Here is a 20,412-nt window from a genome sequence, read left to right on the forward strand (position 1 = left end):
TCCAACTTTTGGGGCGCAGCTCATCGCACACATCGCTGGCAAGCCAGCTCCCACAGGTTCGATGTTGTCAGACAAACCACCCACCTCGCCGCTGCAACCGCCAGCCCATCACCCCCAGCGTCACCCCGCGCAACCCCATGAACAGCAGAAACGCCAGCCACAACCCATGATTGCCCAGCCCGCTGGCCAGCCAGGCGAAGGGCAGGGCGATGACCACGCTGAGCAGCATGGCATCGCGCATTTCCCGGGCGCGGGTGGCGCCGATGAACAGGCCGTCGAGCAGGTAGCTCCACACCGCGATCAAGGGCAGCAGCGCCAGATAAGGCAGGTACTCGAAGGCGGTTTCGCGTACGCCGGGGATGTCGGTCTGCATCTGGATGAACAAATGCCCACCCAGCAGGAACAACAGGGCGAAGCCGCTGCTGGCGATGAGCGACCAGCCGCCAGCGACCACCAGTGAGCGCCGCAAGGCCGGTCTGTCGCCTGCACCGATGGCGTGGCCGCACAAGGCTTCCACGGCGTGGGCCAGGCCGTCGAGGGCGTAGGCAGTGAGCAGCAGGCCGTTGAGCAGCAGGGCATTGGCTGCCACGGTTTCTTCGCCCATGCGCGCACCCTGCACGGTAATGAGGAAGAACACGCCTTGCAGCGCCAGGCTGCGGATGAAAATGTCGCGGTTGACGCTGAGCATCGGCCGCCAGCTCTGCCAGCGCGCCAGCAATGGCCAGACGATCTGCCCGGGGTAGGCGCGCAGGGAGGGCCGCGTCAGTGCCAGGCCGAGCAGGGCGGCGGCCCATTCGGAGATCACCGAGGCCCGCGCCGACCCCACCACGCCCCAGTCCAGCCCGAGTACGAACCACAGGTTGAGGACGATGTTCAGCAGGTTGGTGGTCAGCAGGATGATCAGCGGCGTCCGGGCGTTCTGGGTGCCGAGGAACCAGCCGACCAGGGCGAAGCTGGCCAGTGCTGCCGGCAGGCCCAGCAGGCGAGTGCGGAAGAAGTCGAGGGTGCCTTGTTCCAGCTCGGCGCCGGGTTGCATCAGGTCGACGGCGAAGCGGCTCAGGGGCAACGCCAGCACCCCCAGCAACAGGGCGAAGAACAGCGCCAGCAGCAGGCCCTGCACCAGCACCTGGCGCAGGGCGGCGCCGTCGGCGCGGCCGGCGGCCTGGGCCGCGAAACCGGTAGAGCCCATGCGCAGGAAGCCGAGCACCGACACCAGCAGGGTGAACAGGCTGGCGCCGACCGCCACTGAGCCGAGCTGGTGGGCGTGGGGCAGGTGGCCGATGACGGTGCTGTCGACCAAGGCGACCAAGGGCACCGAGATGTTGGACAGGATCATCGGTGCGGCCAGGGCCCAGACCTTGTGGTGGGTGGGGCGGTGGTGCCAGTCGGTGAACAAGGGGAGCATTGAAAGTCCTGGGCGTCGGGGGACCGCGTTGCGGTCCTTCGCGAGCAAGCTCGCTCCCACAGCGGAAGCGCAGCGGCGCAAAGAGAACATTCTAACGGCTCGTGGCACTTTGCCGGGTGAACCCTGTCTCATCCCGCGGGCGTTGGCCGGTGAATCCGGCAGCCTTGATATATAGTTTCTCGTCTGACTTTGCTGCCAAAGAGTTCTCCCCATGCTCAACAAAGGATTGTGGCTGGCCTGCGCGCTGGCGCTGCTCAGCGCCTGCGATTCGTCATCCCCCGATAAACCCGCGCCGGCCGAAAAGGCTGCGGCCACCGCGCCCGCTGCCGCCACGGCGACGGTCGATGTGGCGGCGCTGGCCCAGCGTTATGCCGGCCGCGAACTCAATGTGGTGGATGTCTCGGAAGTGCAGGTCGATGGCGCCAGCGCGCTGTCGGTGACCTTCTCGGCACCACTGGACGCCGACCAGCCGTTCGCCGAGCGCCTGCACCTGGTGGACACCACCAAGGGCAAGGTGGATGGCGCCTGGGAGCTGTCCAGCAACCGCATGGAACTGCGCCTGCGTCACCTTGAACCGCAGCGCAAGCTGGTGCTGACCATCGACGCCGGCCTGCTCAGCGTCAACGGCAAGCGCCTGGCCAACGAGTACGTCAGCCGCCTGGAGACCCGCGACATGGAGCCGAGCATCGGCTTCGCCAGCCGCGGCTCGCTGCTGCCGACCCGACTCGCCGAGGGCCTGCCGGTGATCGCCCTGAACGTGGCCAAGGTCGATGTGGAGTTCTTCCGCATCAAGCCAGAATCCCTGCCGGCGTTCCTCGCCTCCTGGGGCCGCAGCAGTTCGCTGCAGAGCTATGAGGCCCGCGACCTGCTGCCCATGGCCGATCTGGTCTACGGCGGTCGCTTCGATCTGAACCCCGCGCCCAACACCCGCGAAACCCTGCTGCTGCCCATGGCCGGGATCAAGCCGTTGCAGGAAGCCGGCGTCTACCTGGCGGTGATGCGCGAGGCGGGCACCTACAACTATTCCCAGCCGGCGACGCTGTTCACCCTCAGCGATATCGGCCTGTCGGTGCACCGCTACAGCAATCGCCTGGATGTCTTCACCCAGGCGCTGGAAGGCGGCAAGGCGCTGAGTGGCGTCGATCTCGACCTGCTCGACCACGACGGCAAGCTGCTCGGCCAGGCCAAGACCGACGGCAGCGGCCACGCGCAACTGCCACTGCCGCCCAAGGCCGACGTGCTGCTGGCGCGTCAGGGCGAACACACCACGCTGCTGCGCCTGAACAGCGCCGCGCTGGACCTGTCGGAATTCACCGTCACCGGTCCCCAGTCCAACCCCCTGCAGTTCTTCGTCTTCGGCCCGCGTGACCTGTACCGCCCGGGCGAAACGGTGCTGCTCAATGGCCTGCTGCGTGACCAGGACGGCAAGCCGGTGAACAGCCAGCCGATCAATGTCGAAGTACGCCGGCCCGACGAGCAGGTCAGCCGCAAGTTCGTCTGGGAGGCGGACGCCAACGGCTTCTATCAATACCAACTGCAACTGGCCAGTGAAGCGCCGACCGGACGCTGGCAACTGCTGTTCGACCTGGGCGGCGGCAGGCAGCAAGTGTTCGAGGTGCTGGTCGAGGACTTCCTCCCCGAGCGCCTGGCCCTGGAACTCAAGGGCAGCGACACGCCACTGAGCCCCGATGCCACCGCCGAGATCAGCGTCAACGGTCGCTACCTGTACGGTGCGCCGGCGGCCGGCAATCGCCTGAGCGGCCAGGTCTATGTGCGACCGCTGCGCGAGGCGGTGCCGGCCCTGCCTGGCTACCAGTTCGGCTCGGTCACCGAAGGTGAACTGAGCCATGACCTGGAGCTGGAAGAAACCACCCTCGATGACAACGGCGACGCCACCCTCAGTGTCGCCAGCGAATGGGCCGAGGCCCGCTCGCCGCTGCAATTGACGGTGCAGGCCAGCCTGCAGGAGTCTGGTGGCCGTCCGATCACGCGGCGACTGGAGCAACCGATCTGGCCGGCCGAGCACCTGCCGGGCCTGCGCGGTCTGTTCGACGGCGAGGAAACCGACGGCGATGCGCCGGTGGAAATCGAGCTGCTGATGGCCGACCGCGACGGCAACAAGCTGGCCGCCGACAACCTGCGGGTGCGCCTGGTACGCGAGCGTCGCGACTACTACTGGAACTACTCGCAGAGCGACGGCTGGAGCTACAACTTCAACGAGAAATTCCTCACCGAAAGCGAGCAGACCGTCAGCGTTCCTGCCGGCAGTACCACCAAACTCAGCTTCCCGGTGGAGTGGGGCCCGTACCGCGTCGAGGTGGAAGACCCGGACACCGGCGTTACCAGCAGCCTGCGCTTCTGGGCCGGCTACCGTGCCCAGGACAACGCCGACGGCGGTGCCGTGCGTCCCGACCAGGTGCGTCTGGCGCTGGACAAACCGGCCTACAACGATGGCGACACCGCCACTGTGACCGTCACCCCGCCAGCGGCAGGCAAGGGTTACCTGATGGTCGAAGGCGGCGACGGTCCGCTGTGGTGGCAGGAGATCGACGTGCCCGCCGAGGGCAAGGCATTCGAGGTCAAGCTGGACCCGAAATGGGCGCGGCATGACCTGTACCTGAGTGCGCTGGTGATCCGTCCGGGCGAGCGCAAGGCCAACGTCACGCCGAAGCGCGCCGTGGGCCTGCTGCACCTGCCGCTGGACCGTGCCCAGCGCAAGCTGGCCGTCACCCTCGACGCGCCGGAAAAAATGCGGCCCAAGCACCCGCTGACGGTGAATATCCAGGCACGCAATGCCGATGGCAGCGTGCCGAAGCAGGCCCGGGTGCTGCTGGCGGCGGTGGACGTGGGCATCCTCAACATCACCAGCTACGTTACCCCCGACCCGTTCACCGGCATGTTCGGCCGTAAGGCCTACGGCGCCGACCAACTGGATATCTACGGGCAGTTGATCGAAGCCGGCCAGGGCCGCCTCGCCAGCCTCGCCTTCGGTGGTGACGCCGGCATGGCCAAGGGCGGCAAGCGCCCGGACACCAGCGTGACCATCGTTGCCCTGCAGAGCGCACCGGTGACCCTCGATGCCGAAGGCAAGGGCCAGGTGACGGTGGACATCCCCGACTTCAACGGTGAACTGCGCCTGATGGCCCAGGCCTGGAGCGAAGACCACTTCGGTGTCGCCGAAGGCAAGACCGTGGTCGCCGCGCCGCTGATCGCCGAGCTGTCGGCGCCGCGTTTCCTCGCCGGTGGCGACCGCACCAGCCTGGCGCTGGACCTCTCCAACCTCACCGAGCAACCGCAGTCGCTGGCCGTAGCACTGGCGACCGAAGGCCAGCTGGACCTGCTCGGCGCGTCCCACCAGACGCTCAAGCTCAAGCCCGGCCAGCGCGTCACCCTGCAGGTGCCGGTGCAGGCCAAGGGCGGTTACGGCCAGGGCAAGGTGACGGTGCGGGTCGATGGCCTGGTGTTGCCGGGCGAGACCGACAGCGGCTTCTCCCGCGACTGGACCCTCGGCGTGCGCCCGGCGTATCCGGCGCAACTCAAGCACTACCGCGTGGCGCTGAAAGGCGAGCCGTGGACCTTGCCCGAGCAGGATCTGGCGCTGTTCGAGCCCGCTGGCCTGGAAGGCACGCTGGCGCTGTCGAGCCGGCCGCCACTGAACCTCGCCGAACAGATCCGCGCGCTGAAGGCTTACCCCTATGGCTGCCTGGAGCAGACCACCAGTGGTCTGTACCCGTCGCTCTACGCCGACGCCGAAACCCTCAAGCGTCTCGGCCTCACCGGCGAGCCGGCAGCCGATCGCCAGCGCAAGATCGAAATGGGCATCGAGCACCTGCTGGGCATGCAGCGCTACAACGGCAGCTTCGGTCTGTGGAGTTCGGACGGCGAAGAGGAATACTGGCTGACCGCCTATGTCACCGATTTCCTCCTGCGCGCCCGCGACCAGGGCTTCGCAGTACCGCCCGAGGTCCTGAAGAAAGCCAGCGAGCGGCTGCTGCGCTATGTGCAGGAACGCAACCTGATCGAGGTCAACTACAGCGAGAACGCCGAGCACAGCCGCTTCGCCGTGCAGGCTTACGCGGCGCTGGTGTTGTCCCGCAGCCAGCAGGCACCGCTGGGCGCGCTGCGCAGTCTGTTCGAGCGGCGTGCCGACGCGCGCTCCGGCCTGCCGCTGGTGCAACTGGCGATCGCCCTCGACGCCATGGGCGACAAGCCCCGTGCCGAGCAGGCGCTGCAGGCCGGCCTGGCGGTCAATCGTGACAATGCCTGGATGGCCGACTACGGCAGTCCGCTGCGGGACCAGGCGCTGATTCTGGCGCTGCTGGAAGAGAACAAACTGGCGAGCAAGGTCATTCCTGACCGCCTGTTCGCGTTGTCCGACCTGTTGGCCGCCAGCCCCTGGTTGTCGACCCAGGAGCGCAACGCGCTGTTCCTCGCCGGTCGTGGCCTGGCTCAACAGCCGGAAAGCAAATGGACCGCGCAACTGGACAGCGCAGGCGAAGCTCGCGAGTTGAGCCCGGCCCAGTCCGGGCTGCATCTGGAGGGCCCATTGCTGGCCTCGCCGCTGACCGTGCGCAACGACGGCGAGCAGACGCTGTACCAGCGTCTGACCCTGTCGGGTTATCCGCGCCAGGCGCCGGCGGCCAGCGGTAACAACATGAGCATCCGCCGCGAGTACCTGGGCATGAACGGCCAGGCACTGGACCTGAAGTCGCTGGAGAGTGGCGAGCTGGTGCTGGTGCACCTGGCGATCCAGGCCAAAGCGCGGGTTCCCGATGCCCTGGTAGTGGATCTGCTACCTGCGGGCCTCGAGCTGGAAAACCAGAATCTGGCCCAGAGCGCCGCCAGCCTGGAAAACGCCAGCAGCGCTGTGAAGCAATGGCGCGAAGCGATGGAGAACGCCAATGTGGTGCATCAGGAGTTTCGCGATGACCGCTACGTGGCGGCGCTCAACCTTGATGGCTATGGCACCACCCACCTGCTGTACCTGGCCCGGGCAGTGACGCCGGGCAGCTATCGGATTCCGCCGCCGCAGGTGGAGTCGATGTACCGGCCGGACTGGCAGGCAGTGGGGGACGGTTCAGGGGAAATGGTGATCCGGGGCCGTTAAGGCCTCATCGCCGGCAAGCCGGCTCCCACCGTTTCCAGTGGGAGCCGGCTTGCCGGCGATGCGTTCGAACCCTCAATGCACCACCCAGCTCAACACCCATAACCCCAGCAGCGCCCACAGAATCCCGGCAATCACCGATGCCCGCATGAACGCCCTGACCGCCGAATACAACAGCAGCAACCCGATGATCAGAATCAGGATGCTGACGATCGAGGTGTCCATGCCCAGGGTGCTCGCCAGACCGTCGATGAACTTCGACCCGGCATTGGCCAGCAGGGCGAACAGCCCGGCGAGGGCGTCCACCACGAAACGGATGACGGCACCTATCGCCTGTCCCAGCCACTCGAAAAAACCTTCTACTTGCATGGTTGTGTCCTGATGATCGTCACAGCGTTCACGCTGCATTCCTGCCTTTGGCCATTGCCGGGCCATTACGGTTCCCCAGTCGGGGCGTTTCGATGTTCAGCGTAGCTCTGCCGCAGGGACGCAAGTCCCGCCTTGCCGTTATTGCGGTGCTGGCCGGGGCGGGATTGGTGGCGCTGCTCTGGCTGGCCGACCACCTCTGGCCGCTGCCCTTGCCCAGGGACGATCTGGCGCGGGTGGTGCTGGCCGAGGACGGTACGCCGTTGTGGCGCTTCGCCGATGCCGAAGGCGTCTGGCGTTATCCGGTGGGTGCCGATGAGGTCTCGCCGCTCTACCTGCAAGCCCTGCTCACCTATGAGGACCGTTGGTTCTATCGCCACCCCGGGGTCAACCCGCTGGCGCTGGGTCGGGCGGCCTGGCAGAACCTCAGTGGCGGGCGCGTGCTGTCGGGCGGCAGCACGCTGTCGATGCAGGTGGCGCGGCTGCTCGATCCGCACTCGCGGACCCTGCCGGGCAAGCTGCGTCAGCTCTGGCGAACCCTGCAACTGGAATGGCACCTGAGCAAGGACGAGATCCTCGAGCTCTACCTCAACCGCGCCCCGTTCGGTGGCACCTTGCAGGGCGTGGCGGCGGCGAGTTGGGCCTATCTGGGCAAGTCGCCGAAGCACCTGACGCCGGCCGAGGCCGCCTTGCTCGCGGTGCTGCCGCAAGCGCCGAGCCGGCTTCGCCCTGACCGCCATCCGCAGCGCGCCACCGCCGCCCGCGACAAGGTGCTGCAGCGCCTCGACGAGTATCAGGTGTGGCCGCACCAGCAGATTGTCGAAGCCATGGAGGAACCGCTCCTGCTCGCCCCGCGCCAGGAGCCGGCGCTGGCGCCACTGCTGGCTCGCCGCCTGAACCGCGCCGACAGCCCACCACTGATCCGCACCACCCTCGACGCCAGCCTGCAGCGTCGCCTGGAAGATCTGCTGACCGGCTGGCGCGCCCGGCTGCCGGAACGCACCTCGGCAGCGATCCTGGTGGTGGAATCGCAGACCATGGCGGTGCGCGCCTACCTCGGCTCGGTGGACCTCAACGATGAGCGCCGCTTCGGTCATGTCGACATGATCAGCGCCTGGCGCTCGCCCGGCTCGACCCTCAAGCCGTTTCTCTACGGCATGGCCATGGACGACGGGCTGATCCATTCCGAATCGCTGCTCCAGGACGTACCGCGCCGCTACGGCGACTACCGTCCCGGCAACTTCTCCATGGGCTTCAGCGGGCCGGTGGCGGCCAGCTCGGCGTTGTCGCTGTCGCTGAACCTGCCGGCGGTGCAACTGCTGGAAGCCTACGGACCGAAGCGCTTCGCCGCGCAACTGCGGGCTGCTGGCGTGCCGTTGAGTCTGCCGGCGCTGGCGGAGCCGAACCTGTCGCTGATCCTCGGCGGCGGTGGCAGTCGCCTGGAGGATCTGGTGGCTGGCTACAGCGCCTTCGCCCGCGACGGCATGAGTGCCGGGCTACGCCTGCAACCCGACGCGCCACTGGTGGAACGGCGGCTGTTGTCGCCGGGGGCGGCGTGGATCGTGCGGCGGATTCTCAGCGGTCAGGCGCGGCCCGATCGCGACCCTCATGCCGAACTGGTGCAGCGCCCGACCCTGGCCTGGAAGACCGGGACGAGCTATGGCTTTCGCGATGCCTGGTCGATCGGAGTGGGGCCGCGCTACCTGATCGGCGTGTGGATCGGCCGCCCGGACGGCACGCCGGTGCCGGGTCAGTTCGGCCTGGCTTCGGCGGCGCCGTTGATGTTGCAGGTGCACGATGTGCTGAGCAACCGTGATGCCCAGCGTGGCATCGCCGCGCCGGTGCCAGCGGTGCCGGCGACTGTGGGCGTCGCGGCAATTTGCTGGCCGTTGGGCCAGCCGCTGGCGCGCAGCGACTCCAACTGCCGGCGCCAGCGGTTCGCCTGGACGCTGGACGGCACCACGCCGCCGACGCTGCTGGCGAAGGACCAGCCGCTGGACGTCGGCTTGCTGGAGCGAGTGTGGGTCAATGACCAAGGGTTGCGGGTCGATGCGGCCTGCCCGGGAGCGCGGGCACGGGATATCGCCTTGTGGCCGGCACCCCTGGAGCCCTGGCTGTCACGGGCAGAACGGCGCGGGGCGCGGTTGCCGGCCATCGATACCGCCTGTCCGCCTCCCGTGCTGGCCACGGCACCACCGCTGTCCATCGTCGGCGTGCGTCAGGGCGATCAGTTGCGGCGCCCGGTCACCAGCCGCGATGTGCTTCAGGTGGACGTGTCGGCCCTGGGCGGTGACGGCCAGCGCTGGTGGTTTCTCAATGGCGCGCCGCTGGGCGAGAGCAGTGGACAGGACGTGCTGAAAGCGCGGCTGGAGGAAGCCGGGCAATACGAACTGAGCGTCCTTGACGCCAGCGGCCAGACCGCCCGGCTGACCTTCCAGGTGACTCAGTAGCGGCGGATCATCCATACCCCGCCGAGAATCAGCACCAGGCCGGCGATCTTGCCCAGGCTGGCCGGCGCCTCGCGAAAGCCGGCCCAGCCGAAGTGGTCCAGGGCCATGGCCATCGCCAGTTGTCCGGCCAGCACCAGCGCCATGAACAGCATGGCGCCGATTCGCGGGCCGGCGAAGGCGGCGGTGGTGATGAAGAAGGCGCCCAGCAGGCCACCGCTCCAGTGCCACCAGGTCAGGCTTTTCAGCGCGCTCAGCCCGGGCATCTCGCGCTGGCTCAGCACCAGTGCCAGCAGGGCCAGGGTGCCCACGGCGAAGGAAATCAGGGCGGCGGCCAGTACGCTGGACACCTGTTTGGCCAACTGGCCATTGATACCGGCCTGCAAGGGCAGGAAGGCGCCGGCGATAAAGGGAAGGCAGAGCAGCCACCAGGCAGGGGCGGGCATGAACAATCTCCAGAACAGGTACGAGGGCCCACGAGGGGGCGGGGAGTTTACTGTAGACAACGCCCGTGTCCGAGGTGCTTTTCGCCGATAGAGCGCACCCCGCGTTGAGGTGCGTCACAGCCGTCAATTTGGCGCCAGCACCCCGTCAAATGGTGATAGTGCGAAAGTCGAAGTGCTATCACCTGGCCCCTTTCGGCTTTCCAAGGCACTGATTCATCTGGAGTTTTTCAGGCCGCCGAAACGTATAGAACGGGTTAATACCAAGATCAGAATTGTGACTCCGTGCCGCTCGGACTGTGATGTCCACTACGGAAGTGGACACTCCGTCATGGGGCGTCCGCACATATAAAGCAGCGGCAGCGAAAGCTATGGAGTCGCCATCATGAAAACTCAAGCGTGGATGAAGGCAAGTTCGGCACTGGCATTGATTCTGGCGATAACGGTTTCTGGTGTGGGATGCAGCAGCGGTGGCGGTGGCCACCACAGTTCGGTGGACGGTTCGTCGCAAGGCGGCGGTGACGGCGGTACGGGTGGTGGTGACGGTGGAACCGGTGGTGGCGATGGCGGCACTGGCGGCGGCGATGGCGGCACCGGCGGTGGCGGCACGGGCGGCGGTGATGGCGGAACCGGTGGTGGCGGCACGGGCGGTGGCGATGGCGGCACCGGCGGTGGCGGTACGGGCGGTGGAGATGGTGGCACCGGCGGTGGCGGTACGGGCGGCGGCGATGGCGGCACCGGCGGTGGCGGTACAGGCGGTGGTGATGGTGGAACCGGCGGCGGTGGTACTGGCGGTGGCGGCACCGGTGGTGGCGGTACGGGCGGCGGCGATGGCGGCAACGCCGGCGGTGGTGGCAACACGACTACCCCGTTGATCGTTGGTCAGGTGGTGGACCAACTGGGTACTGGTGTTTCCGGTCTTGGTACCGGTGTCAGCAGTCTTGGTAGCACCGTCAATTCGTTGCCTGTGCTGGGCGCTACCAACGCGGGCGGCCTGGTGAACTCGGCAGGTCAGGCCGTGACCAGCATCGGCACCGGCCTCAGTGATGGCCTGGGTCAACTGGGCACCGGCGGGAATGCCGTCGGTACCACCGTGGCGGGTGTCGGCACGGCGGTCTCGAACCTGGGCGGTGGCCTGGGAGCTGTGGCTGACAGCCAGGCCATCCAGCAGCTTCCGGTGGTGGGCGGTGTGGTCGGGCAGGTCGCCGAGACCGTGACCATGCTGGGCAACACCCTTTCGACGCAAAGCACCACCGGGCCACTGGGTGGCGTCACCCAAGGGCTGAGCGACACGGCTGTACAAGTGGTATCGCTGGTCGAGAACACCACCGGCAACCTGGGCACTGCGACCGGACTGGGCGCTCCGCTCGATTCAGCGTTGCAGCAGGTGGGCAATGTGCTGACCCAGGTCGGCAGCGGCGTCGCCGCGGCTGGCAACGGTAACCCGGTGACCACTGCGGCCGGCGGACTGGTCAGCAGCGTGGGCAACGGACTCGGTACGGGAGGCGGCCTGGTGGGCAATGGCACTGCCGGTGGCTCGACCGGCTTGCTGGAAACCGTGGGCGGTGTGGTTGCAGGCGTCGGCAGCGGCCTGAATGCCGGCAGCAACAATGGCACCGTGGATGCGGCCGGCAATACCGTCGGCGGCCTGGGCGGTACGGTGGCGTCCCTGGGCACTGTGCTGGGTGGCAATGGTGTCGCCAGCAGCAGCGCGGCCGCACCGGCTGCTGCCCTGACTACCCAGGTAAGCTCGGCAGTGACGCCGGTGGTCAACACCGTGGCTGGCGTGACCCAGCAGGTGGGCGCAGCCACCGGTCTCGGCGCGCCGGTAAGCGGTCTGCTCGGCCAGGTCGGCGGTGCAGTCAGCAGCCTTGGCGGTCAACTGGGCGGCGCGACCAACAACCCGGTGGTGGGCAACCTGGGTGCCACGGTCGGTGCAGTCGGTACGACGGTGACCAACGCCGGCGGGCTGGTGAACGGCCAGACTAGCGGCGGTGGCGTCGGTGCCGGCCTCGGCGGTGTGGTCAACACCGTGACGGGCGCACTGGGTGGCGCAACGGGCGGTACCGGCGGTGTCGGTGGCACCGTGGGCAACGTCGTCAGCACGGTCACCGGCGCACTGGGTGGCGTGACCGGTGGTGCGGCGGTCAACGGTTCGGTGGGTGCAACGGTGGGTGGCGTGGTGGGCAACGTGACCGGCACCCTCGGTGCCAGCGCCACCACGGGCGGCACCGGCACTACCGGTGGTGTTGGAGGACTGCTCAACGGCGTGACGGGTGCCCTGAGCGGGTCGCGGTAAAAAGCCATCATCGGTTAGACGACTTTACGGACAACACCTACGCTTGAGTCTGACGAGGGGACCGTCTTGGTTCCCTCGTACTTTTCAGGATCATGGAGTGTCCTATGCGATCGATGGCCGTCGCGTTAGTGGGTCTTTCCTGGGTAAGCGGGCTGCAGGCCGAGCCGCTCCCAAGTTATCTGAACAGCAACGAAACCGAACGAACCCTCCCTGCGCCCAACCTGCCTGCCGATGCCTTCCGTCCGGCGGCTCCGGCGCTGCAAGTACCGACTCCCTCCGCTCAATCCCAGCCGCTGATGATGAATACCCGGGTGCTGATCCGCAAAATCCGCATCGAAGGTGGCACCGTCTACCCCTTGAGCGATCTGCGCGACAACTACAAGGACCTGATCGATCGCGAAGTCACCGTCGGCGATCTGATCGAGGCAACCCGACGCCTGACCCAGCGCTACCAGCAGGACGGCTACCTGCTGTCCTATGCATTCCTGCCGGTGCAGAACTTTGCCGAGGGCCGGCTGCGGGTGGTGCTGGTCGAAGGTTATATCCGCGACTACGAATTGCAGGGCGATGTGGGCCGGGTCTCGGCCTATCTCGACAAGCTGGTGACCAAGCTCAAGGCCGAGCGCCCGCTGACCCGCAAGACCTTCGAGCGCTACACCTCGCTGATGAGCCGGGTCCCGGGCATCACCCTGCAGGCGCAGGTGCCGCCGCCGGGCACGACCGATGGCGCCAGCAAGATGGTGGTGCAGGCGTCACGCAAGCCGTTCACCACCAGCATGAACCTCACCGATGGCAGCCGTGACGACGTGCAGGCGCTGTTCGCGGCCAATAGCAATGCCCAGACCGCCGTGGCCGAGCAGCTCAGCGTGAGTGCGCTGTTCCCGCCGGGCGACGACAAGGAACATTATTTCCGCGTCGACTACTCGCAGAACCTCGATCTCGAAGGTACCCAGCTCAACCTGTCGGCCTCGCGCTATCGCAGCGATCCCTCGGCGGTCGTGCAACTGCAGAACGGCATCGACCTCAAGCAGCACCGCGAAAACGACCGCTACTCCATCGGCCTGAGCCATCCGCTGATCGCTTCTCCGACCGAGTGGCTGAATGTCGCGGCACGCTTCTACGCCGTCAACGACACCACCGATTACCGTGTGATCGGCTTGCCGCTCAAGGTCAGCACCAGCACCGATATCCGCGCCCTGGCCTTCGAGGGCGACTGGCGCAAGGCGACCGAAAGGCAGCTGCGTATCGTCAGCGCCGGTGTGTATCAGGGGCTGGACCATTTTGGCGCCGACACCAATGCCGGCTACGACCTGGACTTCTTCCGCCTGCGCCTGTCCGGGGTACAGAGCGACCGCTTCTTCGACAACTGGCAGGGCGTGGCCTCCGCAGCGGCCTACTGGACCGACGACAGCCTGCCCGACAGCGAGCGGGCGGTGTTCGGCGGGCAGAACTTCGGCCGTGGTTATCCGGTGGACCAGGCGTCCGGTGACAAGGGCTGGGGTGTGGCCTACGAGGTCAACTACAGCTTCCGGCGCGAGGGCGACTGGGTGAAATTGCTGCAGCCCTATGTGGTGCTCGACGCCGCCCGGACCTGGTTCAACGAACTGGAGGTGCAAGACTCACGCATGTCGTCCACGGCAGTGGGGCTGCGTTTCGGTGATGCGCGCTACTACAACATTGCGCTGGAGGTGGCCAAGCCGATGTCGGACATCGCTCTGGACAGCTTCAACCGCCGGCCACGGTTTACCGTGAGCTTCAGCTACCAGTTGTAGTCCTGCGGGTGTGCGGAAAAAAGCCCGTGCAAGGATTGCACGGTCTTTTTCAGGTCGGTCGAGAGGTGCATCAGCGCACGACGCGCAAGCGCTCCTGCGGGGGAAACAGATTGCCGAGGGTTTCCAGCAGGCGCGTGTGATAGATCGGTTTGCGAAACAGGTCCAGCACCTGCAGGCGCAGCATTTCGCTGACCGCGTCGAGATCGGCCTGGCCGGTGGTGACGATCACCGGCAGGTGCTGGCGCTCGGTATGCTCGCGCAGGCGTTTGATCAGGGAAATACCGGACTCTTCCGGCATGTTCAGGTCGGTGATGACCAGGGCGATATCCGGGTGCCGGGTCAATTGCTGAAGGGCGAGCTTCACCGATGTTGCGGTATGGCAACGAAAGCCTTCGCCCTCGAGCAATTCAGCCAGTTCCGACAGTGCGTCCTCTTCATCATCCACTAACAGCAATTGTTGCCGTGGCTGGGAAGCAGGCATGACGTCTTCCTGTGCGCAGTGACAAGGGATTGCGATTCAAGCCCTGTACGGTGTCCGGCGACCGTCTATACCCCGTCCAGCGCGTTCTGGATGGTGGTGAAAATCGCCGACACTCCCGCCGAGATGGTGGGTACGAACGCCACTAGAGCGATGGCAACCATGCCGGCGACGAGTGCGTATTCGATACCCGACGCTCCATCGTTGCGTTTGATGAATTCCCGAACCGATTCAGTGATTTTGGAGAGCAGCATGGTGTAGCTCCTTGCGCTGGACGCGGGTAGTACCGGGCTTTGGAAGTGAGCCCTTTGCCATCAGAGAATCGTCAAGAGTTAACTCCTCGGCAAATGTAAGAAAGCATTAGTCGGAAAGTGATAATGGAAAACCGTCGCCAATAAGCTGTTGTTTTAGGAGCGTGTCGGAAAAACAGCTGAAAAAAATCTGACGGCGTAATGGCGTTTTGTCCTACCTGCGCTACCGTCAAATAGCGAAATAGTTACTTCGAACTGTGTATTTGTGAGCCCGTTAACAAGAAGTCATGGGCTGTGGGGCGCAAGGCAAGGAGGGGCCGCTCATGAGCAGTCGCGTAACGTTGATACTTGCGGGGCTGTTTTTGCTGGGGGCGGTGATTGCCGGTTACTGGGGGCTGGTGCTGGGTAAACAGCCACCTCGGGAGGCGCCCGCGCCCGTACCGGCAGCTCAACCTGTGACCCAGGTCGTCAACGACGCCCAGGATCAATTGCGCAAACCGGTGGTGGTCCTGCGCCGGGATGTCCCCGCCAACCTTCCCCTGACCACCGATGACCTTGCGGTGGAGCGCCTGCTGGTGGCGCCGGCCGGCAGTTTCCAGACCCTCGAGCAGGTCGCCGGACGCGTGCCATGGCGCGATCTGGCTGCTGGCACCTGGCTTGAAGAAAGCAGCTTCGACGCCGGCGGCCCGCTGGCGCGGATGATCCAGCCGGGCGAGCGCGCCCTGACCCTGGGCGTGGATGAGGTCAGCGCCGCTGCCGGGCAGATTCGTCCCGGTGACTACGTCGATGCGTTGCTCTATCTGAAGGATGAAACAGACAACCCGCAGGCCAGCGCACAGGTGGTGGTGCCGGCGCTGCGGGTGCTGAGTGTCGGTGCGCAGATGGGGCTGGCCAACGACGGCAAGCCTGCCGAACCGGTGGAGGTCGATCCCAAGGCCCGTGAGGAAAAACGCCGCAATCCCGTGCGAACCGTGGTGGTGGCGGTGCCTGAAGCCTTGGCCAGTCGCCTGACGCTCGCCGCTCAGGCCGGCAGTGTGCGGCTGGCGGTACGGAGTGCCGAGGAAAAGCGTCTGGCTGCGTATTGGGCCGATCCCAAGGCTGTGGACAAGACCCTGGCCGATGCCAATCGCCAGTTGTATCGCTTCAACCAGCTGGCCATGGCGCCGCCCCCTGCTGCGCCGGCCAGCGCCCCGGCACCGCGGCGCGGCATCGAGATCATTCGTGGTGCCCAGTCTTCCGAGCCATCCCACTGAATAGAGCAAGGACGCCCTTCGATGAGCAGCCGTTCTGCGCGGATTTCTTCGTACACCCTGATGGCTGCGCTGTGCCTGCTGCTGCCGATCTCCGAAACCCGCGCGGCGACCGTGGGGTGTTCGGCATTGCCACGTGCGCCGTCGGTGATCGAGATCGACCAGGGGTTGCAGCAAGAACTGCGGCTGCCGGTGGGTATTACCCGGGCGGCGGTGGGTGATCCGAAAATCGCCGATGTCCACCCGCTGGGCAACAATGCCGTACTGGTGACCGCCATGGGCGCTGGCGCTACCAGCCTGAGCCTGTGGACTGCCTGCGCGGGCGAGCCGCGTCAGACCATGGTGTTCGTGCGTGGTCGGGCCACCGCGGACCTTGCCGGCACAGCTGTCGCACCCTCGCTGGACGCTGAACTGCCGAGCCAGATCCAGGCCGATATCCGCTTTGTCGAGGTCAGCCGCAGCCAAGCTCAAGGAGGCCGGCTCGCGATTGTTCTTCAAGGGCTCCAACAGCTCGCTGATCGTGTCGCCGAACACGCTGCTCACGCCGGGCACGGTGCCTGTCACCAATCCCTCGATCGAGCTCGACAACAGCGTCTTCAACATTACCTGGGGCGGCGGCAGCAGCCGCTTCCTCGCGGCGATCAACGCACTGGAGAATACCGGCTTCGCCTACACCCTGGCGCGTCCCAGCCTGGTGGTACTCAGCGGCATGACCGCCAGCTTCCTCGCCGGTGGCGAGATTCCGATTCCGGTGCCCAGCAGCGGTAGCGACAACGTATCGATCGAGTACAAGGAATTCGGTATCCGCCTGGCGCTGTCGCCCACTGTAATCAGCCGTGACCGGATCAGCCTCAAGGTCGCCCCCGAAGTCAGTGAGCTGGACTACAACAATGCCGTGACCATTGCCGGCACCAATGTGCCTGCGTTGAAAGTCCGCCGCACCGATACCAGCATTTCCCTGGCCGACGGCGAGAGCTTTGTGATCAGCGGGCTCATCAGCAAGAACAACCGCTCGACCGTGGACAAGTTCCCCTACCTGGGCGATGTGCCGATCCTCGGTGCGTTTTTCCGCCAGTCCAACGTGCAGAGCGAGGAGACTGAACTGCTGATGGTGGTCACCCCGCACCTGGTCAGGCCCCTGGCGGCCAACGCAAAACTCCCTGAGCTGCCGGGCGAGGGCTTGCGCAACTACGATCCCAGCTGGGGCCGGCTGTTCTTCCTGGAGAACGGCGACTTCGAACGCAAGAGCGGGTTATCCCAATGAGCGAGAGCCTGAGTCAGACCTTCCTGGCAATCACCCGCAACGAGGGTGACCTGCAATGGCTGCAGAACGCGCTGACCCCGCTGGGCCAAGTGGTGGGTGCCGGCAATGGCAGCCTCGACGAACTGTTGGCGCTGGTGGACGTGACCTTTGCCAACCTGGTGTTCGTGGGCCTGGATCGCGAGCATGTGGTCAATCAGTGTGCGTTGATCGAGGGGGTGCTGGAGGCCAAGCCGATGCTGGCGATCGTTGCCTTGGGCGACGGCATGGACAATCAACTGGTACTTAACGCCATGCGTGCCGGCGCACGGGACTTCGTCGCCTATGGATCGCGCTCCAGTGAAGTGGCGGGCCTGGTCCGACGGTTGGGCAAACGCCTGCCGCCGGTCACCACCAACCCGCACCTGGGTGGCCTGACCGTGCTCTACGGCACCCAATGCGGCTCCGACGGTGCGTTGCTGGCGGTGCATCTGGGGCAGGTGGTGCAGAAGAGCGGCCAGCAGACGCTGCTGCTCGACCTCGGCCTGCCCCGGGGCGACAGCCTGGCGCTGCTCGGCCTGGAAGCGTCGTTCCATTTCGGCGACGCCTTGCGCCACCTGCGCCGGCTCGACAGCACCCTGATCGACAGCGCCTTCGCCCGCGAACCCGGCGGCCTGCGCCTGCTGGCCTACGCCGCCGGCGACGAGCCGCTGGAGCGCACCAGCGCCGCCGAGCTGTACATGCTGCTCAGTGCCCTGCGCCAGCATTTCCAGCACATCATCGTCAACGTCACCGGACAGGCCGACAGCGAGGCCCTGCGCACCTTCGTCAGCCACTGCGACAAGCTGATCTGGTACACCGACCAGAACGTCATCGAATGCCGACGCAACCTGGAGGTGCTGAACACCTGGCGCGAGAAGGGCATGAACCTGGAGCACGCCAAGCTGCTGGTGGACCGCTATCTGCGCAGCGTCATTCCCGACGCCGAAGCGCTGGGCAAACGCTTTGCCTTGCCGGTGCTGATGGAACTGCCGAGCAGCACCGAGGTGCGTCTCAACTCGCGCAACCAGGGCCTGAGCCTGTTCGAACTGGCGCCCCGGGACAACCTGACCCAGGCCCTGAAAACCCTCGGCGACCGGCTGGCGCGTCGTTCGGAAAACCTCAAGCCCAAGACCGACAACTGGCTGACCCGACTATGGGGAAGCAAGCATGAGCAGTGACGAGCTGTTCGGCGGCCCGCGGCACAACCTCGCCAGTGATCCGCAGGCCCTGAAGCGCTCTTTGCACCGGCATATCATCGACGCGATCGAAGACACCGGGCGCAACCTGCTGGAAGGCTCGCGCCCGGCCCTGGCGCAGTTCGTCACTGAACAGGTCGGCGACTACATTGCCCGGCTGCACCTCGCCCTGTCGCGTTATGAAATGGAGCGTCTGGCCGAGGAACTGGTGGACGAGCTCACCGGTTTCGGCCCGCTGGAGGTGCTGCTGCGCGACACCAGCGTCACCGAGATTCTGGTCAACGGTCCTTACCGGGTGTTCGTCGAGCGCGCCGGCGTGCTGCACCAGACCGACTTGCGTTTCATCGACGCACACCATGTCGAGCGGGTGATGCAGCGCATCCTCGCGCCGCTGGGGCGGCGTCTGGACGAGTCATCGCCGATGGTCGATGCGCGCATGCCCGACGGCAGCCGGGTCAACGCGATCATCCCGCCGGTGGCGCTGGACGGGCCGTGCCTGTCGATCCGCAAATTCCGCAAGGACATGCTCAAGAGCGCCGACCTGCTGGCGACCCGCGCCATCGATCCGGCGATCCTCGATTTCTTCGAACTGGCCGTGGGCAAGCGCTGCAATATTCTGGTCAGCGGCGGTACCGGTACCGGCAAAACCACCCTGCTGAATATTCTCAGCCAGTTGATCAGCCCTCACGAGCGGCTGGTCACGATCGAGGACGTCGCCGAGCTGCAACTGGACCATCCCCATGTGGTACGCCTGGAGACCCGGCCGCCCAACGCCGAAGGGCATGGCGAGATCAAGGCCAGTGAATTGATCCGCAACGCCCTGCGGATGCGCCCGGACCGCATCCTGCTGGGCGAGATCCGCGGCGTCGAGGTCATCGATGTGCTCACCGCGATGAACACCGGCCACGATGGCTCGATGAGTACGGTGCATGCCAACACCGCGCAGGACGCGTTGCTGCGTCTGGAAACCCTGGTCGGCCTCACCGGGCGGCAGATTGCCGAGAAAACCCTGCGGCAGATGATCTGCGCTGCCCTCGATGTGGTGATCCAGTTGACGCGCCTGCCCGATGGCCGCCGTTGCGTCAGCGAGGTGCTGGAAGTGGTCGGTATGCGCGATGACACCTACGTCACCAACACCCTGTTTCGCCTCGACCGCCGTGGTGGCATGGGCTTCGCCCGCGAGGCGGTCAACCCGGCGGGGGACAAGCTGCGGCGCGAACACGGGGAGCCTGCGCCATGATCGCCGTGGTGCTGGGGTTGTTCGGCGTGCTGTTGCTGGGCGCTTCTGTCGGCCTGTTCTATAGCGGAGTGCGCAAGTCGGCGCAGGAACGCACCCTGCAGCGCCTTGGCCAGTTGCCCGAACCCGTGGTAGCGCAGGCACCCGCCCGGGGCGCATTCGAATTGATGCTGTTGCGCGCAGGGTTCGATCGTCGCACCGACCGCCTGATGCTCTGGGCGTCGCTCTGGCTCTTGCTGGTGGCGCTGGCCGGCGGTGTCGCCGGCTGGCCGGGCGCCGTCATGATGCTGGTGATGGGGCCGCTGCTGTGGCGCCTGTACCTGAGCTGGTGTTACCGACGGCGCTTGCGGCGGATGATCGAGCAATTGCCCGGTCTGCTCGACCATGCCGTGCGCAGCCTCAAGGCAGGACGCACCCTCAGCGATGCGGTCCTGGGGGCGGTGGAAGTGTCCGCCGACCCGCTGAAAAGTGCGATGCAGCGGGTCCAGCGCAATGTGCAGATGGGCGTAAGCCTGGATGAGGCGCTCCAGGATCTGGCCGAACTGTACGATCAGGATGAGTTTCGCGTATTCGCCCTTGGCCTGCGCATCAACCACCGCTACGGCGGCAATGCCAGCGAGCTGTTGGAGAACCTGATCAAGCTGATCCGCGAGCGCGATCAGGGCGCCCGCCAGTTGCGCGCGATGACCGGCGAAACGCGGATGACGGCCCTGGTCCTGGCGTTGCTGCCGATCTGCATGGTGGCCTACTTCCTGGTGGTCAACCCCGGCTATCTGTTGTCGATGTGGAACAACCACAGCGGCCAGATGATGCTGCTGGCGGCGTTCATCCTGCAGGTGCTGGGTTGCGTGGCGTTGTGGCGAATGTTGCGGAGTATCTGAG

14 protein-coding genes and 1 pseudogene are annotated in these 20,412 nt (G+C 66.1%); 10 read left to right on the top strand and 5 right to left on the bottom strand.

Annotated features, from left to right (window positions below):
* Window positions 1–67 precede the first annotated feature (67 nt).
* Window positions 68–1,405 carry an MATE family efflux transporter gene (locus AC05QJ_RS04450; RefSeq protein WP_476745776.1) on the bottom strand — a complete coding sequence of 446 codons (1,338 nt, stop codon included), beginning with the start codon at window positions 1,403–1,405 and terminating at the stop codon, window positions 68–70.
* Between the two features lie 211 nt (window positions 1,406–1,616).
* On the opposite strand from AC05QJ_RS04450, the gene AC05QJ_RS04455 reads away from it, so the two are divergent.
* The gene (locus AC05QJ_RS04455) at window positions 1,617–6,512 is read left to right on the top strand and encodes an alpha-2-macroglobulin family protein (protein WP_476745777.1); all 4,896 of its coding nucleotides are present in this window, start codon (window positions 1,617–1,619) and stop codon (window positions 6,510–6,512) included.
* A 72-nt stretch (window positions 6,513–6,584) separates the two neighbouring features.
* On the opposite strand, the gene AC05QJ_RS04460 is transcribed toward AC05QJ_RS04455, so the two are convergent.
* Entirely contained in the window at window positions 6,585–6,878 is a 294-nt protein-coding gene (locus AC05QJ_RS04460) for a hypothetical protein (RefSeq protein ID WP_476745778.1), read from the bottom strand.
* 92 nt (window positions 6,879–6,970) lie between these two features.
* Here AC05QJ_RS04460 and pbpC point away from each other — a divergent pair, with 92 nt between their 5' ends.
* Window positions 6,971–9,325 carry a peptidoglycan glycosyltransferase PbpC gene (gene pbpC / locus AC05QJ_RS04465; RefSeq protein WP_476745779.1) on the top strand — a complete coding sequence of 785 codons (2,355 nt, stop codon included), beginning with the start codon at window positions 6,971–6,973 and terminating at the stop codon, window positions 9,323–9,325.
* Here the strand turns inward: pbpC and AC05QJ_RS04470 are convergent.
* On the bottom strand, window positions 9,319–9,768 hold the full coding sequence (locus AC05QJ_RS04470) for a DMT family transporter (protein WP_476745780.1): 450 nt from the start codon (window positions 9,766–9,768) through the stop codon (window positions 9,319–9,321). The genes pbpC and AC05QJ_RS04470 overlap by 7 nt on opposite strands.
* Window positions 9,769–10,241: 473 nt before the next feature.
* Here AC05QJ_RS04470 and AC05QJ_RS04475 point away from each other — a divergent pair, with 473 nt between their 5' ends.
* The 3 genes from AC05QJ_RS04475 to AC05QJ_RS04485 all read left to right on the top strand — a co-directional run bounded on the left by AC05QJ_RS04475 (window position 10,242) and on the right by AC05QJ_RS04485 (window position 13,836).
* Complete coding sequence (locus AC05QJ_RS04475) at window positions 10,242–10,640, top strand: hypothetical protein (RefSeq protein ID WP_476745781.1); 399 nt, start codon at window positions 10,242–10,244, stop codon at window positions 10,638–10,640.
* The gene (locus AC05QJ_RS04480) at window positions 10,637–12,064 is read left to right on the top strand and encodes a collagen-like triple helix repeat-containing protein (RefSeq protein ID WP_476745782.1); all 1,428 of its coding nucleotides are present in this window, start codon (window positions 10,637–10,639) and stop codon (window positions 12,062–12,064) included. The genes AC05QJ_RS04475 and AC05QJ_RS04480 overlap by 4 nt, the downstream gene beginning before the upstream one ends.
* Before the next feature lie 104 nt (window positions 12,065–12,168).
* Window positions 12,169–13,836, top strand: a complete 1,668-nt coding sequence (locus AC05QJ_RS04485; RefSeq protein WP_476745783.1) for a ShlB/FhaC/HecB family hemolysin secretion/activation protein — start codon at window positions 12,169–12,171, stop codon at window positions 13,834–13,836.
* A 70-nt stretch (window positions 13,837–13,906) separates the two neighbouring features.
* Here AC05QJ_RS04485 and AC05QJ_RS04490 read toward each other — a convergent pair whose 3' ends face one another.
* Window positions 13,907–14,317 carry a response regulator gene (locus AC05QJ_RS04490; protein WP_476745784.1) on the bottom strand — a complete coding sequence of 137 codons (411 nt, stop codon included), beginning with the start codon at window positions 14,315–14,317 and terminating at the stop codon, window positions 13,907–13,909.
* A gap of 65 nt (window positions 14,318–14,382) precedes the next feature.
* Window positions 14,383–14,568: a Flp family type IVb pilin gene (locus AC05QJ_RS04495; RefSeq protein WP_476745785.1), complete on the bottom strand. Its 186-nt coding sequence runs from the start codon at window positions 14,566–14,568 to the stop codon at window positions 14,383–14,385.
* Between the two features lie 320 nt (window positions 14,569–14,888).
* On the opposite strand from AC05QJ_RS04495, the gene cpaB reads away from it, so the two are divergent.
* The 5 genes and pseudogenes from cpaB to AC05QJ_RS04520 all read left to right on the top strand — a co-directional run bounded on the left by cpaB (window position 14,889) and on the right by AC05QJ_RS04520 (window position 20,411).
* Window positions 14,889–15,818 carry a Flp pilus assembly protein CpaB gene (gene cpaB, locus AC05QJ_RS04500; protein WP_476745786.1) on the top strand — a complete coding sequence of 310 codons (930 nt, stop codon included), beginning with the start codon at window positions 14,889–14,891 and terminating at the stop codon, window positions 15,816–15,818.
* Window positions 15,819–15,839: 21 nt separating this feature from the next.
* Window positions 15,840–17,079 (top strand): annotated as a pseudogene (locus tag AC05QJ_RS04505) (type II and III secretion system protein family protein).
* Window positions 17,076–18,275: a CpaE/TadZ family protein gene (locus AC05QJ_RS04510; RefSeq protein WP_476745787.1), complete on the top strand. Its 1,200-nt coding sequence runs from the start codon at window positions 17,076–17,078 to the stop codon at window positions 18,273–18,275. The pseudogene AC05QJ_RS04505 and the gene AC05QJ_RS04510 overlap by 4 nt, the downstream one beginning before the upstream one ends.
* Complete coding sequence (locus AC05QJ_RS04515; RefSeq protein ID WP_476745788.1) at window positions 18,265–19,533, top strand: CpaF family protein; 1,269 nt, start codon at window positions 18,265–18,267, stop codon at window positions 19,531–19,533. Before AC05QJ_RS04510 ends, AC05QJ_RS04515 begins: the two co-directional genes overlap by 11 nt.
* Window positions 19,530–20,411 (top strand): type II secretion system F family protein, encoded by an 882-nt coding sequence (locus tag AC05QJ_RS04520; protein ID WP_476745789.1) that lies wholly within the window; start codon window positions 19,530–19,532, stop codon window positions 20,409–20,411. The genes AC05QJ_RS04515 and AC05QJ_RS04520 overlap by 4 nt, the downstream gene beginning before the upstream one ends.
* The last annotated feature ends 1 nt before the right edge of the window (window position 20,412 follow it).

The sequence above is a fragment of the Pseudomonas sp. TUM25319 genome, from assembly GCF_056388475.1.

Coding starts and splice junctions, on each gene's coding strand:
- AC05QJ_RS04450 (WP_476745776.1), bottom strand. CDS start 1,405: ATGCTCCCCTTGTTCACCGACTGGCACCACCGCCCCACCCACCACAAG.
- AC05QJ_RS04455 (WP_476745777.1), top strand. CDS start 1,617: ATGCTCAACAAAGGATTGTGGCTGGCCTGCGCGCTGGCGCTGCTCAGC.
- AC05QJ_RS04460 (WP_476745778.1), bottom strand. CDS start 6,878: ATGCAAGTAGAAGGTTTTTTCGAGTGGCTGGGACAGGCGATAGGTGCC.
- pbpC (WP_476745779.1), top strand. CDS start 6,971: ATGTTCAGCGTAGCTCTGCCGCAGGGACGCAAGTCCCGCCTTGCCGTT.
- AC05QJ_RS04470 (WP_476745780.1), bottom strand. CDS start 9,768: ATGCCCGCCCCTGCCTGGTGGCTGCTCTGCCTTCCCTTTATCGCCGGC.
- AC05QJ_RS04485 (WP_476745783.1), top strand. CDS start 12,169: ATGCGATCGATGGCCGTCGCGTTAGTGGGTCTTTCCTGGGTAAGCGGG.
- AC05QJ_RS04490 (WP_476745784.1), bottom strand. CDS start 14,317: ATGCCTGCTTCCCAGCCACGGCAACAATTGCTGTTAGTGGATGATGAA.
- AC05QJ_RS04495 (WP_476745785.1), bottom strand. CDS start 14,568: ATGCTGCTCTCCAAAATCACTGAATCGGTTCGGGAATTCATCAAACGC.
- cpaB (WP_476745786.1), top strand. CDS start 14,889: ATGAGCAGTCGCGTAACGTTGATACTTGCGGGGCTGTTTTTGCTGGGG.
- AC05QJ_RS04510 (WP_476745787.1), top strand. CDS start 17,076: ATGAGCGAGAGCCTGAGTCAGACCTTCCTGGCAATCACCCGCAACGAG.
- AC05QJ_RS04515 (WP_476745788.1), top strand. CDS start 18,265: ATGAGCAGTGACGAGCTGTTCGGCGGCCCGCGGCACAACCTCGCCAGT.
- AC05QJ_RS04520 (WP_476745789.1), top strand. CDS start 19,530: ATGATCGCCGTGGTGCTGGGGTTGTTCGGCGTGCTGTTGCTGGGCGCT.